This window comes from Streptomyces sp. NPDC007917, from assembly GCF_042959105.1.
Classification (GTDB): Bacteria; Actinomycetota; Actinomycetes; order Streptomycetales; family Streptomycetaceae; genus Streptomyces.
Genome location: NZ_JBIBKK010000008.1, coordinates 352,973 through 367,503 on the forward strand (window position 1 = coordinate 352,973; position 14,531 = coordinate 367,503).

Annotated in this window: 12 protein-coding genes; 8 read left to right on the plus strand and 4 right to left on the minus strand. The window is 72.3% G+C overall.

Going from position 1 to position 14,531, the window contains the following annotated elements; all coding sequences use genetic code 11:
- Positions 1–132: 132 nt before the first annotated feature.
- The 7 genes from ACFZDL_RS18710 (at position 133) to ACFZDL_RS18740 (ending at position 8,980) form a co-directional block, all read left to right on the plus strand.
- Positions 133–546, plus strand: a complete 414-nt coding sequence (locus ACFZDL_RS18710) for a hypothetical protein (RefSeq protein WP_353588360.1) — start codon at positions 133–135, stop codon at positions 544–546.
- Positions 547–602: 56 nt separating this feature from the next.
- Positions 603–1,436 (plus strand): serine/arginine repetitive matrix protein 2, encoded by an 834-nt coding sequence (locus tag ACFZDL_RS18715; RefSeq protein WP_353588358.1) that lies wholly within the window; start codon positions 603–605, stop codon positions 1,434–1,436.
- Between the two features lie 184 nt (positions 1,437–1,620).
- The gene (locus tag ACFZDL_RS18720) at positions 1,621–3,123 is read left to right on the plus strand and encodes an aldehyde dehydrogenase family protein (protein WP_353588356.1); all 1,503 of its coding nucleotides are present in this window, start codon (positions 1,621–1,623) and stop codon (positions 3,121–3,123) included.
- A 143-nt stretch (positions 3,124–3,266) separates the two neighbouring features.
- Positions 3,267–4,808, plus strand: a complete 1,542-nt coding sequence (locus ACFZDL_RS18725) for a GMC oxidoreductase (RefSeq protein WP_353588354.1) — start codon at positions 3,267–3,269, stop codon at positions 4,806–4,808.
- Entirely contained in the window at positions 4,808–5,899 is a 1,092-nt protein-coding gene (locus tag ACFZDL_RS18730) for a glycine betaine/L-proline ABC transporter ATP-binding protein (protein ID WP_353588353.1), read from the plus strand. The genes ACFZDL_RS18725 and ACFZDL_RS18730 overlap by 1 nt, the downstream gene beginning before the upstream one ends.
- Before the next feature lie 37 nt (positions 5,900–5,936).
- Positions 5,937–7,982, plus strand: a complete 2,046-nt coding sequence (locus ACFZDL_RS18735; RefSeq protein ID WP_353588351.1) for an ABC transporter permease subunit — start codon at positions 5,937–5,939, stop codon at positions 7,980–7,982.
- A 2-nt stretch (positions 7,983–7,984) separates the two neighbouring features.
- The gene (locus tag ACFZDL_RS18740) at positions 7,985–8,980 is read left to right on the plus strand and encodes an ABC transporter substrate-binding protein (protein ID WP_353588350.1); all 996 of its coding nucleotides are present in this window, start codon (positions 7,985–7,987) and stop codon (positions 8,978–8,980) included.
- Positions 8,981–9,060: 80 nt separating this feature from the next.
- Here the strand turns inward: ACFZDL_RS18740 and ACFZDL_RS18745 are convergent, their stop codons facing one another.
- From ACFZDL_RS18745 to ACFZDL_RS18755, 3 genes are all read right to left on the minus strand, one after another.
- Positions 9,061–9,915 carry a serine protease gene (locus ACFZDL_RS18745; RefSeq protein ID WP_353588348.1) on the minus strand — a complete coding sequence of 285 codons (855 nt, stop codon included), beginning with the start codon at positions 9,913–9,915 and terminating at the stop codon, positions 9,061–9,063.
- A gap of 266 nt (positions 9,916–10,181) precedes the next feature.
- Positions 10,182–10,937, minus strand: a complete 756-nt coding sequence (locus ACFZDL_RS18750) for an isocitrate lyase/phosphoenolpyruvate mutase family protein (protein ID WP_353588346.1) — start codon at positions 10,935–10,937, stop codon at positions 10,182–10,184.
- On the minus strand, positions 10,934–11,416 hold the full coding sequence (locus tag ACFZDL_RS18755; protein WP_353588344.1) for a carboxymuconolactone decarboxylase family protein: 483 nt from the start codon (positions 11,414–11,416) through the stop codon (positions 10,934–10,936). Before ACFZDL_RS18755 ends, ACFZDL_RS18750 begins: the two co-directional genes overlap by 4 nt.
- A 47-nt stretch (positions 11,417–11,463) precedes the next feature.
- Between ACFZDL_RS18755 and ACFZDL_RS18760 the strand changes: the two genes are divergently transcribed.
- Positions 11,464–12,918: a PLP-dependent aminotransferase family protein gene (locus ACFZDL_RS18760; RefSeq protein ID WP_353588342.1), complete on the plus strand. Its 1,455-nt coding sequence runs from the start codon at positions 11,464–11,466 to the stop codon at positions 12,916–12,918.
- A gap of 79 nt (positions 12,919–12,997) precedes the next feature.
- On the opposite strand, the gene ACFZDL_RS18765 is transcribed toward ACFZDL_RS18760, so the two are convergent.
- Positions 12,998–14,443 carry a DHA2 family efflux MFS transporter permease subunit gene (locus ACFZDL_RS18765; RefSeq protein ID WP_353588340.1) on the minus strand — a complete coding sequence of 482 codons (1,446 nt, stop codon included), beginning with the start codon at positions 14,441–14,443 and terminating at the stop codon, positions 12,998–13,000.
- Positions 14,444–14,531 lie beyond the last annotated feature (88 nt).

Consider the following 14,531-nt stretch of genomic DNA (forward strand, 5'->3'; position numbering starts at 1 on the left):
CTATCCGAAGGGTCACCTTCCGGTATTCACTCCGGAGGGTGACCCTTTTGTTGTTTCTCTATGACTGTGGCTCAGCTTCCCCTATTTTGGGATGAGTTGCCGGTGAGAGTTGACGCCGGCCGGGGGGAGAGCATGGCGAAGGACACGGGCGCGGAGCACGAGAAAGAGGCTGCCGGGCCGGGTGGGCGCGCATACGGGGACATCCACATCGGCAGTGTGCGCGGCGGCGCCGTCGGCATCGGCGACCACAACCACATCGTGAACGTGCGGGGCGGGGCGGCCCCGTGCGACCCGGAGTACGAGCGGCTGCTGGAGGCGGTGCGGCAGCTCGGCGCGGATCTCGGCCGGCTTGTGGCGAGCCCCGAGGTCGGCGCGCTGGCGGACGAGCTGTCCGAGACCGAGGAGGAGATCCGGCGCACCGGGGTGGCGGCCCCGGGCCGCCTCGCCCGGCTCCGGGCGCTGCTGCAGGACGCGAGCGCGAGCATCGGCATGCTGGCGTCCGGCGTGGCCCTGGGGCAGGCGGTCGGTGCGCTGCTGGGCAGCTGAGACGCATGCTGGTCAGCGCCATCCGCGGAGAGTGATTCGAAGATCGGGGGGCTCGGATGAGCGACGGGGGCACGGAGGGGCTGGAGTGGGCGGACGGCGGCGGCGCGCCGCCGCCTCCGTCGGTCGGCGATGCGCGGCGCGGACTGCGGGTGGCCGCCGTGGCGGTGGTGCTGTGTGCCGCGGTCGCGTTCGCCGGATGGGTGGCGTTCGGGAGCGACGGCGAGGCCGGGCACCGTGCGGGACCCGTCCCCGGGCTCGGTGAGAGCCCGGTGCCCGGCCCGGCGGACACGGACGGGGCCTCGCCCGACGGCGCCTCTCCGGCGCCCGGCCAGGGGTCCGGCGCCCCGTCCGGCGCACCGTCGGCCTCCCCGTCGGCGGACCCGTACGAGCCGCCGTCCGAGGACCCGGCGCAATCCCCGTCGCTGTCGCCCTCGGCCACGCCCTTCGCGTCCCCGCCCGCCGGCTTCCGTACGGAGGACGACCCGGCGGGCTTCACCGTCGCCGTCCCGGACGGCTGGCGGCGCACCGCCGAGGGGCCCAGCGTCTTCTACACCTCCTCCGACCAGGCCTCCATGGTGCAGATCTTCGAGCTGCACGGCCCGGAGCGGACGCCGTACGAGTCGGCGCAGGAGGCCGAGCGGATAGCCGCTCGTCAGCGCGGCTACGAGCAGATCACCCTGGAGCGGACCGGGCAGGGCGCCATGGACCCGGCGGAGCTGGAGTACACCTACGACAGCGACAAGTACGGCGGCTCCCGGCGGGTCCTCGACCACCGCTTCACCGCGTCCGACGGCACGATGTACGCCGTCCTGGTCATCGGCCCGGCCGACGACCGCGCCGGACAGCGGGAGATCCAGCGGGCCGCCGTCGACTCCTTCCGGCTGAGCTGACCTGATCCATCCGCTCTATCCGCTGATGAGCGGCTGTGCGCGAGCGCGTACACCTTGTGACCACGTGAGCCCGACCACTTTCGAACGACAATCACGCATAGGTCCGCACCTTTCGGGGAGGGGCTTCGCGTCACCGGCACGGCCGGCGGCGCCAGTCCCCGTACCACCGGAAGGCAGAGCAGACGTGTCGGCAGTCGAGACCATTCATGTGGACGGGGCGTGGCGCGCCGCCGCGTCCGGCGCGCAGCGGGAGGTCCTCGACCCCGCCGACGCCAAGACCCTCGCGGTCGTGTCCGAGGGCGGCACCGAGGACGCCGACGCGGCCGTCGCCGCCGCGCGCCGCGCCTTTGACACGGGCCCCTGGCCGCATACGCCCGTGGCCGAGCGGGCGGCGCTGCTGCGCCGCGTCGCCGATCTCCTGCAGCGCGACCGCGAGAAGATCGCGCTGCTCGAGAGCCGTGACACCGGCAAGACCCTTGAGGAGGGGCGGGTCGACGTCGACGATGTCACCAACGCCTTCCGCTACTTCGCCCAGTTGGTCGTCGGCGAGTCGGCCGGCCGCGTGGTGGACGCCGGCACCCGGGATGTGCACAGCGTGGTCGTGCATGAGCCGGTGGGCGTCTGCGCGCTGATCACCCCCTGGAACTACCCGCTGCTGCAGGCCAGCTGGAAGATCGCCCCGGCGCTCGCCGCGGGCAACACCTTTGTCGTCAAGCCCAGCGAACTGACCCCGCTGTCGACGGTGCGTCTGATGGAGCTGCTGGCCGAGGCCGGGCTGCCGGCCGGGGTCGGCAATCTGGTGACCGGCGCCGGGGACCCGGTGGGCGCCCGGATGGCCGAGCACCCCGAGGTGGACCTGGTGTCCTTCACCGGCGGCCTGGCCAGCGGCACGAGGGTGATGCAGGCGGCCGCGCCGGGTGTGAAGAAGGTCGCGCTCGAACTCGGCGGCAAGAACCCCAATGTCGTCTTCGCCGATGCCTGCGACACCGCCGAGGGCTTTGACACCGCCGTCGACCAGGCCCTCAACGCCGCCTTCATCCACAGCGGCCAGGTCTGCTCCGCCGGGGCCCGGCTGATCATCGAGGAGTCCGTGCGCGAGCGGTTCGTCGCCGAACTCGCCCGCCGGGCCGAGAAGATCAAGCTCGGGCGCGGTACCGAGTCCGGTGTGGAGTGCGGCCCGCTGGTGTCGGCGCGCCAACTCGACAAGGCCGAGGCGTATGTCGCCTCCGCGCTGGAGGAGGGCGCGCTGCTGCGCTGCGGCGGCGCGCAGCCCGAGCCGTCCGAGGTCCGTCCCGCGACCGGCTACTTCTATCTGCCGACGATCCTCGACCAGTGCCACCGCGAGATGCGGGTGGTGCGGGAGGAGACCTTCGGCCCGATCCTCACCGTCGAGTCGTTCCGCACCGAGGACGAGGCCATCGCGCTCGCCAACGACACCGAGTACGGGCTGGCGGGCGCCGTCTGGTCCGGCGACACGGCGCGGGCGCGTCGCGTCGCGGGGCGGCTGCGGCACGGCACCGTATGGATCAACGACTACCACCCCTACCTCCCGCAGGCCGAGTGGGGCGGCTTCGGCAAGTCCGGCATCGGACGCGAGCTGGGCCCCTCGGGACTGGCCGAATACCGCGAGACCAAGCACATCTACGAGAACCTGCGGCCCGCCCCGGTCCGCTGGTTCGCCGGCTGAGCCGCACGCCCGCCAACCCCTGCCCCGTCCCCCGTACGCCCCCACACATCCCCGTCCCCCGTACACCCCCACCGCGTACGTATGCCCCACGTAGGTACGCCCCCCACACCCGGGCCCCGGTCCGGGGCCGCGAGGAGTAACGCATGTCCGTAGCTGACGCGATCGATCCATTCGACTATGTCGTCATCGGCGGCGGCACCGCGGGATCGGTGATCGCCTCCCGGCTCACCGAGGACCCGGACATCCGCGTCGCCGTCATCGAGGGCGGGCCGTCCGACATCGACCGGCCCGAGGTGCTGACCCTGCGCCGCTGGCTCGGCCTGCTCGGCGGTGAACTGGACTACGACTACCCCACCACCGAGCAGCCACGCGGCAATTCGCACATCCGGCACAGCCGGGCCCGGGTGCTCGGCGGCTGTTCCTCGCACAACACCCTCATCTCCTTCAAGCCGCTGCCGGGCGACTGGGACGAGTGGGCGAAGGCTGGCGCGGAAGGCTGGGACGCCGCCTCCATGGACCCGTACTTCGCGCGGCTGCGCAACAACATCGTGCCGGTCGACGAGAAGGACCGGAACGCCATCGCCCGTGACTTCGTCGACGCCGCGCAGACGGCGCTCGGCGTGCCGCGCGTCGAGGGATTCAACAAACAGCCCTTCCACGAGGGCGTCGGCTTCTTCGACCTCGCCTACCACCCGGAGAACAACAAGCGGTCCTCCGCCTCCGTCGCCTATCTGCACCCGTTCCTCGACCGGCCCAACCTGCGTCTGATGCTGGAGACCTGGGCGTACCGGCTGGAGCTTGACGCGTCCGGCCGGGCGACGGGGGTGCGGGTCCGCACCAAGGACGGTACGGAACTCCTGGTCGAGGCGGGGCGCGAGGTGCTGGTCTGCGCGGGTGCCGTGGACACCCCGAGGCTGCTGCTGCACTCCGGCATCGGGCCCCGGCGCGATCTGGAAGCGCTCGGCATCCCCGTGGTGCACGATCTGCCGGGCGTCGGCGAGAACCTGCTCGACCACCCCGAGTCGGTGATCGTCTGGGAGACGGACGGCCCCATCCCCGAGAACTCGGCGATGGATTCGGACGCGGGCCTGTTCGTCCGGCGCGACCCCGGCGCGCAGGGCCCGGACCTGATGTTCCACTTCTACCAGATCCCGTTCACCGACAACCCCGAGCGGCTGGGCTACGAGAAGCCCGAGCACGGCGTGTCGATGACCCCGAACATCCCCAAGCCCCGCAGCCGCGGCCGCCTCTACCTCACCAGCGCCGACCCATCCGTCAAACCCGCCCTGGACTTCCGCTACTTCACCGACGAGGAGGACTACGACGGCCGCACCCTCGTCGACGGCATCCGCATGGCCCGCGAGATAGCGAAGACCGAGCCGCTGGCGGGCTGGCTGAAGCGCGAGGTGTGCCCCGGTCCCGAGCTCACCTCCGACGAGGAGCTGAGCGAGTACGCCCGCAAGGTCGCGCACACCGTCTACCACCCGGCGGGCACCTGCCGGATGGGCGCGGACTCCGACGAGTCGGCCGTGGTCGGCCCGGATCTGCGGATACGGGGGCTCAAGGGCATCCGGATCGCCGACGCGTCCGTCTTCCCGACCATGCCCGCCGTCAACCCGATGATCGGCGTGCTGATGGTCGGCGAGAAATGCGCGGAACTGCTCACTACTGGAGGTGAGGCGTGATGACCGCGACCGAGACCAAGCCCCCGACCCCCGCGCCCGGGCAGCACGAGCCGACCGCGCCGGTGTTCTCCGTGCGCGGCCTGTGGAAGGTCTTCGGCCCCAAGGCCGACCGCGTCCCCGGCTCGCCCGCCGCCGACCTGCCCGCCGAGGAGCTGCGCCGCCGTACGGGGTGCACGGCCGCCGTCCGCGATGTGTCCTTCGAGGTGCGGCAGGGCGAGGTCTTCGTCGTCATGGGCCTGTCCGGCTCCGGCAAGTCCACCCTCGTACGCTGTCTGACCCGGCTGATCGAGCCCACCTCCGGCACCCTCCACATCGACGGCGAGGACGTGCTGGCCATGGACAAGGCGCGGCTGCGCGAGCTGCGCCGGCACCGCGCCGCCATGGTCTTCCAGCACTTCGGTCTTCTGCCGCACCGCACCGTGCTCGACAACGTCGCCTACGGCCTGGAGATCCAGGGCATGGGCAAGGCCCAGCGCCGCGCCAAGGCCGCCGAGATGGTCGCCAAGGTGGGCCTCACCGGCCTGGAGCGCCGCCGCCCCGGCCAGCTGTCCGGCGGTCAGCAGCAGCGCGTCGGCCTGGCCCGCGCGCTGGCCGCCGACCCCGAAGTCCTGCTCTTCGACGAGCCGTTCAGCGCGCTCGACCCGCTGATCCGGCGCGATATGCAGGAGGAGGTGGTCCGGCTGCACCGCGAGGAGGGCCGCACGATGGTCTTCATCACCCACGACCTGAGCGAGGCCCTGCGGCTCGGCGACCGCATCGCGCTGATGCGCGACGGTGGCATCGTGCAGCTGGGCACCCCCGAGGAGATCGTCGGCTCCCCGGCCGACGACTACGTACGGGACTTCGTCCGCGATGTGCCGCGCGAGCAGGTGCTGACCGTGCGCAACGCGCTGCGCGCCGCGGAGGACGGCGAGCGGGACCGCGGCCCCGCGCTCGCGCCCGACGCGACCATCGCCACCGCCATCGAGGCCGTTGCCCGCACCGGCGGCCCGGCCCGGATCATGGACGGCTCGCGGCTGCTGGGGGTGGTCGACCATCAGCGGCTGCTCGCGGTGGTGGCGGGGCTGCGGGTGAAGGGGGCGCCGGCATGACCTGGGGCAACCGCCACCCCGGCACAGGGGGGCGCGCATGACCGCCGCGACCACCGGCCGCTCCGCCTCCGCCGAATCCACCACCCCCACCAACGCCCCTGACGCCCCCGGCGCCTCCGACGTCTCGAAGGCCGCCGACGCGCCCCCGGGCGCGCTGCGCGCCGCGTTCCGCCGCCCCGCCGTCCGCAAGCTGGCCCTGCTCGCCCTGATCGCGGCCGTTCTCGTACCCGTCGCCGCCGTCCGCTGGCACAGCGGCAGCTGGCCGGGCGCGCTGACCGTCGATGTGTCGGAGCCGCTGGGCAAGGCGAGCGACTGGATCATCGACAACCGCGACAGCCACTGGATCTTCCTCTACTTCTTCGGCCACATCAGCAACGCGGTCATCGTCTCCGTCCGCGCCGTCTACCTCGTCCTGCTGGCCCTCGGCTGGGCCGGGGTCACCGCGGCCGCGACGCTGCTGGCCTGGCGGGTCGCCGGGGTGCGGGTCGCGGCATTGGCCTTCGTGTCGTTCGCGGTGTGCGGGCTGCTGGGGATGTGGGTGCCGACCATGCAGACCCTGGCGCTGATGGCCGTCGCCGTCGCCGTGTCGGTGGCCATCGGGATGCTGCTCGGGCTGGCCGGCGGGCTCTCGGAGCGCACGTACCGGGCGCTGCGGCCGGTGCTCGACACCATGCAGGTGCTGCCCGCCTTCGCCTATTTGCTGCCCGTGGTGCTGGTCTTCGGCATCGGCGTGCCCGGTGCCGTGCTGGCCACCGTCATCTACGCGGCCCCGCCCATGGCCCGGCTGACCGCGCTGGGGCTGCGCGGCGCGGACGCCGGGGTGATGGAGGCCGTGGCCTCGCTCGGCGCCACCGGCCGGCAGCGGCTGCTGTCGGCCCGGCTGCCGCTGGCCCGTAAGGAGCTGCTGCTCGGCGTCAACCAGACGATCATGATGGCGCTGTCCATGGCCGTCATCGCCTCCGTCATCGGCGGCGCCGGGCTCGGCGACCGCGTCTACCAGGCGCTGTCGGCCGTCGACGTGGGCAAGGCGCTCGCCGCCGGCATCCCGATCGTGCTGCTCGCCGTCGTACTGGACCGCACCACCGCCGCCGCGGGGCTGCGCCTGGGCACCGACCGCGAGACGGGCCCGCGGTGGCTGCGCGGCTGGTACGCCTGGGCGGGGGTCGCGGCCGGCACCGCCGCCGTGGCGCTGGCCGGGCGGGCCGCCGGCTCGGCCACCTGGCCGGAGGGCTGGACCCTGGCCATCGCCGAACCCGTCAACACCGCCAAGGAGTGGATGGTCGACCACCTCTACTCCGGAGTGCCGGTGGTCGGCGGCACCGCCGACTGGGCGTCCGGCTACGTCACCCACGTCCTCGACCCGCTGCGCGGCGCGCTGCAAGGCCTCCCGTGGTGGTCGCTGCTGCTGATCGTCGCGGCCCTGGCCTGGCTGATCGGCACCTGGGGCACCGCGCTGACCGCTGTCCTGGCCCTGGCCGCGATCGGCGTGCTCGGCGTGTGGGACCCGGCCATGGACACCCTGTCGCAGGTGCTGGCCGCCGTCGCCGTGACGCTCGTCCTCGGCTTCGCGACCGGCATCGCGGCGGCCCGCTCGCCCCGCCTGGAGCGGCTGCTGCGCCCGGTGCTCGACGTCTGCCAGACCATGCCGCAGTTCGTGTATCTGATCCCGGTGGTCGCGCTGTTCGGCGTCGGACGGGCCCCGGCGGCCGCCGCGGCCATCGTCTACGCCCTGCCCGCCGTCATCCGCATCACCACCCAGGGCCTGCGCAACGTCGACCCGGCCGCGCTGGAGTCGGCCCGCTCGCTCGGCGCCACACGCGGCCAGCAACTGCTCCAGGTGCAGCTTCCGCTGGCCCGCCCGGCGCTGCTGCTCGCCGTCAACCAGGGCGTGGTGCTGGTGCTGGCCGTCGTCATCATCGGCGGCCTCGTCGGCTCAGGCGCGCTCGGCTACGACGTGGTGTTCGGCCTGGCCCAGGGCGATCTGGCGACCGGCCTGGTGGCGGGCGCCGCGATCGTCTGCCTGGGCCTGATGCTCGACAGGGTGACGCAGCCGACGGCGCGCCGCCCGAGGAAGGGAGCCTGACCGTGCCGCGCACCCATACCCGGCGCCGTATCCGCACGCGGCTGCTGACGGCCGCCGCGGGGGTCACCGCGCTGCTCACCGCGACCGGCTGCGGCGCGGCGGACATGACCAAGCAGTCCTCGCCGTACGCGAACGTCGGCGGCACCAAGAGCGTCACCCTGTCCGTCCAGTCCTGGGTCGGCGCGCAGGCCAACGTCGCCGTCGCCGAATACCTCCTCGACCACGAGCTGGGCTACCGCGTCGAGACCGTCCAGGTCGACGAGGTCCCCGCCTGGGACGCGCTCAGCCAGGGGCGGGTGGACGCCATCCTGGAGGACTGGGGCCACCCGGAGCAGGAGCAGCGCTACGTCAAGGACAAGAAGACGATCGCGCGCGGCGGCGATCTCGGTGTCACCGGCCACATCGGCTGGTTCGTCCCCAAGTACTTCGCCGACGCGCACCCCGACGTCACCGACTGGCGGAACCTCGACAAGTACGCCAAGACGTTCCGTACGGCCGAAAGCGGCGGCAAGGGCCAGCTCCTGGACGGCTCGCCGTCGTATGTCACCAACGACAAGGCGCTGGTGAAGAATCTGGACCTGGACTACCAGGTCGTGTTCGCGGGTTCCGAGGCGGCGCAGATCACCCAGATCAAGCAGTTCGCCAAGGAGAAGAAGCCGTTCCTGACCTACTGGTACGCGCCGCAGTGGCTGTTCAACCAGGTGCCGATGGTCGAGGTGAAGCTGCCCAAGTACACGGACGCGTGCGCCGAAAAGGGCGCCGAGGACCCCACGTCCTTCGACTGCGCCTATCCGACCACCCCGCTGCAGAAGTACCTCAACGCGGACTTCGCCGGGAAGGGCGGCAAGGCGGCGGCGTTCCTGAAGAAGTTCCAGTGGACCGAGGAGGACCAGAACGCGGTCGCCGAGTTGATCGCCTCGGACGGGCTCTCCGCGCAGGACGCGGCGGAGAAGTGGGTCAAGGAGCACCCGGACGTCTGGAAGAAGTGGCTGCCGTGACGGGGCCGCTGTCCTGATACGGCAACAGCCGCACACCGGCGTGGGCCGGCGTGCGGCTGTGCCGCGTTTCAGGCTGTTCGTCAGCCGATGACGCTGTTCAGCCAGGAGCGGTGGTAGTGGAGGTCGGTGTAGATGTCCGGGGTCGACCCGCAGATCTCGCCGACGCCGCGGCTGTCCACGCCGACCAGCTGCCAGCGGCCGTAGACCTTCCGCAGCAGCGGCGAGCCGGAGTCACCGCCGCACGGGCCGTAGGTGTCCTGCGGGTTGTCCGTGCACACATCGCCCTCGCGGATGCCCCACGAGTCGTCCCCACCGGAGTCCACCCGGCACTCCTCCGCGCTCGGGTTCAGCACCTTGGTGTCGAGCTCCTGAAGCTTCACCGGGAGCTTGGTCGGGTCGCCGACGTCGCCGGTCGCGGTGTAGCCCCAGCCGAGCTGGCGGACCGCGGTGCCCTCGTTGGTCGCCGTGGGCGCCAGGGGGACCGTCTTGTTGGTCAGCGCGGTGTCGAGCTGGAGGAGCGCCACGTCGTAGCCCTCCGAGCGCTCGTCGAGCGCCTGGTACCCGGGGTCGACCTCGATCTTCTTGATCTTCGCGACGGTGCCGCCGGTGGTCCGGTCGTTGGAGCCCACCCGGACGTGGAACAGCGCCGGGTCCATGACCGTGTACGGGTCCGAGCCGGTGCCCGCCGTGGTGACGCAGTGCGCCGCGGTCACGACCCAGTCCTTGCGGATCAGCGCTCCGGTGCAACGGTGACCGTCGGGGTCCCCGTTCCTTTCCTTCTGCAGGGAAACGATGAACGAGTAGTTTTCGGTGGCGTCATGGCCGCCGATAATCCTGGGGGTCGGGGTCGAGGTGTTTTCATCGGCCTGCGCCGCCCCGGCGCCCGCCAGCGCACCCACGGAAAGCGCGGCGGCCAGCACCGCACGGGTGGTCAACCGCCATCCCCGACCTCGGTGTTGGCCTTCGCCGCGCTCCCCTATGACGTTGTTCATTCTGTTGTTGCTCCCCGATTTCTGTTCCGCTTTTCATGACTTTCGCGGAATTCGAGTGCACGATAACGCCGCCCCGCAGACGTGTCCAGCGGCTTTGTATGCCGCTTTATGCGCCGAGAAAATCCGGTTGGCGTTATTGGGCGGCTTTGCGGTGAAGAATCAGGAGAGCTGTATTCACTTGTCGGGTTCTCTTGTCGGGAATTGTGGTGTTACGCCGGGCGCAGCCGCTCGGCGATGTCCTCCACCGCCGCCAGCGCCCGGTGGAAGAGACGAGGGCCGAACGTGATGCGGGTCGCACCCGCTGCGGCGAGTTCGCGGACGGAGGGGCCGTCCGGCTCGGCCATCGCGTTGAGCGGGGCGCCGATGCCGTCCGCGAGCCGGGGGAGCAGCCGCGGGGGCGCGAAGATCGGGTAGACGCAGTCCGCGCCCGCCGCCACGTAACGCCGCCCGCGGTCGATGGCCTCCTCGGCCAGCCGGTCCTCTGAGACGCCGCCGCCCGCGGCGGCGGCGCCGCGCACGAAGACATCGACGCGGGCGTTGATGACCAGGCTCTCGCCCGCCGCCGCGCGGACCTCGGCGAGCCAGTCCGCGTGCCGCCGCGCGTCCTTGAGCGTGTTCGCCGCCCGGTCGCCGTCCTCCAGATTGCACCCCACGGCGCCGGCCTCCAGCAGCCGCTCGACGATTTCGGCGGGGGCGAGCCCGTACCCCTCCTCGATGTCCGCCGTCACCGGCACGTCCACGGCGCGGGCGATCCGGGCGACCGCGGCGAACATCTCGCCGGCCGGGGTCTCGCCGTCCCGGTAGCCCAGCGACGCCGAGACCCCCGCGCTCGGCGTGGCGAGGGCGGGGAAGCCGGCGGCGGCCAGGACGCGGGCGGTGGCCGCGTCCCAGGGGCCCGGCAGGACGAGCGGGTCGCCGGGGGCCCGGCCGTGGTGCAGGGCCCGGAGGGTCGCGGCGCCGGTCATGCCTTGCCCGGCACCATGCGGGTGGTGACACCGATGCGGTTCCAGGCGTTGATGGCGATGATCGCGGCGATGACCTGGGCCAGCTCGGCCTCCTCGAAGTGGGCCGCCGCCCGCTCGTACACCGCGTCCGGGACGAAGCCGTCGGTCAGCACGGTGACGGCCTCGGTCAGCGCGAGCGCCGCCCGCTCCTTCTCGGTGAAGAAGCCCGACGCCTCCTCCCAGGCGCTGAGGAGGTTGATGCGCTCCTCGGTCTCGCCCGCCTTGCGCGCGTCCCGGGTGTGCATGTGGACGCAGAAGGCGCAGTGGTTGATCTGCGAGGCGCGGATCTTGATGAGGTCGACGAGGGTGGGGTCGAGGCCCTTACGGGCGGCCGCGTCGAGGCCGACCATCGCCTTGTAGAACTCGGGGGCCAGCTTGGCAAGCCCCATGCGGGGCCCGTGCTCGTGGGCGCTTCGGGAGGTGTCTTCGGTCGTCGTCATGACCACCACGCTAGGCGGCCGGTAGCCCAGAGGTATGGTCCATTTCCATGGAGGATTCATGGGCCATTCCCCCGGCCGGGCTGGGCACCGATCTGCATCTGGACCTACCGGAGGGCGGTGCCGCCACCGGGGTGCGCGCGGCGCTCATCCGGGCCCTGCGCGACGCCGTACGCGGCGGCCGGCTCGCCCCCGGCACCCGGCTGCCCTCCTCCCGCTCGCTCGCCGCCGACCTCGGCATCGCCCGTAACACCGTCGCCGACGCCTACGGCGAGCTGGTCGCCGAGGGCTGGCTCACCGCCCGCCAGGGCTCGGGAACCCGCGTCGCCCGGCGCGTCGTACCGCCCGAACCCACGCCCCCGCGCACCCCGCCGACCGCCGAGGCGCGCCGCCGCCCCGCCTACGACCTGCGGCCCGGCTCGCCCGACGTCTCGTCCTTCCCCCGCGCGGCCTGGCTCTCCGCCGCCCGGCGGGCCCTGACCGCGGCGCCGCACGACGCCTTCGCGTACGGCGACGCGAGCGGGCGCCCCGAGCTGCGCCGCGCCCTCGCCGACTACCTGGCGCGGGCCCGGGGGGTGCGGGCCGACCCGGAGCGGATCGTGGTCTGCGCGGGGTTCAAACAGGGCCTGGCCGTCCTCAGCAGGGTGCTGCGGGCCGCCGGCGAGCGGCATGTGGCCGTCGAGTCGTACGGTCTTGACATGCACTGGGGGGTCATGCGGCGCGCCGGGCTGCGCACCGTGCCGCTGCCGGTCGACGACCGCGGCGCCCGCACCGACGAGCTGGCCGGGCTCAGCGGCGTACGGACCGTACTGCTCACCCCGGCACACCAGTTCCCGACCGGGGTGCCCCTGCACCCCGACCGCCGCGCCGCCGTGGTCGACTGGGCCTCCCGCACCGGAGGTCTTGTGGTGGAGGACGACTACGACGGGGAGTTCCGCTACGACCGCAACCCGGTCGGGGCGCTCCAGGGGCTCGACCCCGAGCACGTGCTCTACCTGGGCACGGCGAGCAAGAGCCTGGCGCCCGTGCTGCGGCTGGCCTGGATGGTGGTGCCCGGCCACCTGATGGACGAGCTGCTGGCGGCCAAGGAGACGGGGGAGTGGCCGACGGCCGGGCTCGACCAGCTGACGCTGGCCGAATTCCTCGACTCCGGGGCGTACGACCGCCATGTGCGCGGCATGCGGCTGCGCTACCGGCGCCGGCGTGACCAGCTGGTCGCCGCGCTCGCCGAGTACGCCCCGCAGGTGCGGGTGAGGGGGATCGCGGCGGGGCTGCACGCGGTGCTCGACCTCCCGCCGGGGACCGAGCGGTCCGTGCTGCAGGGCGCGGCCTGGCAGGGCCTGGCGATGGACGGACTGGCCCGCTTCCGGCACGCGTACGACGATGCGCGGGAGGACATGCGCGGGGATGCGCGGGGCGACGCCCTGGTGGTCGGCTACGGGACCCCGCCCGACCACGCCTTCTCGGGCGCCCTGGAGGCGCTGTGCCGGGCGCTTCCCGTATGAGCCCCGGCGTTCATATGGACGATCGGGCGGGCGCGGGCGTCACGGTGCACCGGGCGGGCGCGGAGCCCGTCGTTCAGGCTCAGCCGTGGGCCTGCTGGGCGTGCTTGGGCAGCAGGCCCACCAGCAGCAGCGTCAGGAAGTTCAGGCCTGCGGCGATGCCGAAGACCAGTTCCGCGGCGGCGAAGTAGGAATGGACGGACGGGTGCCCGACCCGGGCGAAGAACACCGTGCCGAGCGCGGCGACGCCGATGGCGCCGGCGAACTGCTGGACGGCGTTGAGCAGGCCGGCGCCGGTGCCGACTTCTTCGACGGTGGCATCGCCGATGATGAAATCGACCAGCGGGACGAACACCAGCCCGGAGCCGAACCCGGCGAACAGCAGCGCGGGCGCCAGCTTCCAGACGGTGATGTCGGCGCCCCAGTGGGCGATGGACCACCACAGGGCCAGCAGGCCGACGACGGCGATGGACAGCCCCAGGTGCAGGCTTGCGCGTCCCAGCTTCTGTGCGAGCACGGCGCCCGCGAGCAGGACGGCGACGGCGGTGCCGAGGGCCCAGGGGATCAGCGTGAGGCCGGTGTGCAGCGGCGTCCAGTGCATGCCCTGCTGCAGCAGCAGGTTGATGACGAGGACGAACGCGCTGAGTGATGCGTAGAACCCGGCCACGATCACCAGGCCGACGACGAAGCTGCGCTTGCGGAACAGCGACGGGGTGATGACCGGGTGCTCGCTGCGCCGTTGGGAGACGACGAACAGCGCGAGCAGAACCACCGCGGCGGCCATCATGACGTACGTCCAGGCGGGCCAGCCGAGTTCGCGTCCCTGGATGAGCGGGATGATGAGCAGCGCCGAGGCCGCGGTGAGCAGGCCGACGCCGGTGAGGTCGAGGCGGGCGGCCGGGTCCTCGCCGCCGTGGCGGGGCAGCACCCGCCGGCCGAGTACGGCGGCGATGATGCCGAACGGGACGTTGATCAGGAAGATGGAGCGCCACTGGCTGCCGAACAGGTCCAGGTGGAGCAGCCAGCCGGCCAGGATGGGCCCGGCCACCATGGTCAGGCCCATCAGCGGGCCGACCGGGGTCAGCGCCTTGCGCAGATGCTGGGGCGGGAACACGACCTTCACCAGGGCCAGCCCCTGCGGGATCATGACCGATCCGCACAGGCCCTGCAGCGTGCGGGCGACGATCAGGAAGACCGCGTCGGGGGCGAGACCGCAGGCCAGCGAGGCCAGGGTGAAGCCGGTCATGCCGAGCAGGAACAGCCGTCGGCGCCCGAGCAGGTCCCCGAGCCGTCCTGAGGTGACCAGGCCGAGGGCGAAGGCCGCGGTGTAGGCGCTCAGCACCCACTGCACCGTCACCTCGCCGCCGCCGAGATCGGCGCGGATGGACGGGCCGGCGAGGTTGGCGATGCTCGAGTCGATCAGATCCATGATGTCGGCCAGGACCACGACGGCCAGGACGAGCCATGCGGTGCGCAGCGGCAGGGTGCTTGGGGTGGGCGCTTGAGATATGCGCTGGTCAATAGACACGAACACCGTTCTACGGCAGAACAGTGTTCCAGACAACCAGAACGTCGTTCTGAGTGATGCAGAACACTGTTCGTCGATTCGCTAGACT

Bases quoted from the DNA above. Each gene is read 5' to 3' on its own strand.
- ACFZDL_RS18710 (WP_353588360.1), top strand. From the start codon at position 133: ATGGCGAAGGACACGGGCGCGGAGCACGAGAAAGAGGCTGCCGGGCCG.
- ACFZDL_RS18715 (WP_353588358.1), top strand. From the start codon at position 603: ATGAGCGACGGGGGCACGGAGGGGCTGGAGTGGGCGGACGGCGGCGGC.
- ACFZDL_RS18725 (WP_353588354.1), top strand. From the start codon at position 3,267: ATGTCCGTAGCTGACGCGATCGATCCATTCGACTATGTCGTCATCGGC.
- ACFZDL_RS18730 (WP_353588353.1), top strand. From the start codon at position 4,808: ATGACCGCGACCGAGACCAAGCCCCCGACCCCCGCGCCCGGGCAGCAC.
- ACFZDL_RS18735 (WP_353588351.1), top strand. From the start codon at position 5,937: ATGACCGCCGCGACCACCGGCCGCTCCGCCTCCGCCGAATCCACCACC.
- ACFZDL_RS18750 (WP_353588346.1), bottom strand. From the start codon at position 10,937: ATGACCGGCGCCGCGACCCTCCGGGCCCTGCACCACGGCCGGGCCCCC.
- ACFZDL_RS18755 (WP_353588344.1), bottom strand. From the start codon at position 11,416: ATGACGACGACCGAAGACACCTCCCGAAGCGCCCACGAGCACGGGCCC.
- ACFZDL_RS18760 (WP_353588342.1), top strand. From the start codon at position 11,464: ATGGAGGATTCATGGGCCATTCCCCCGGCCGGGCTGGGCACCGATCTG.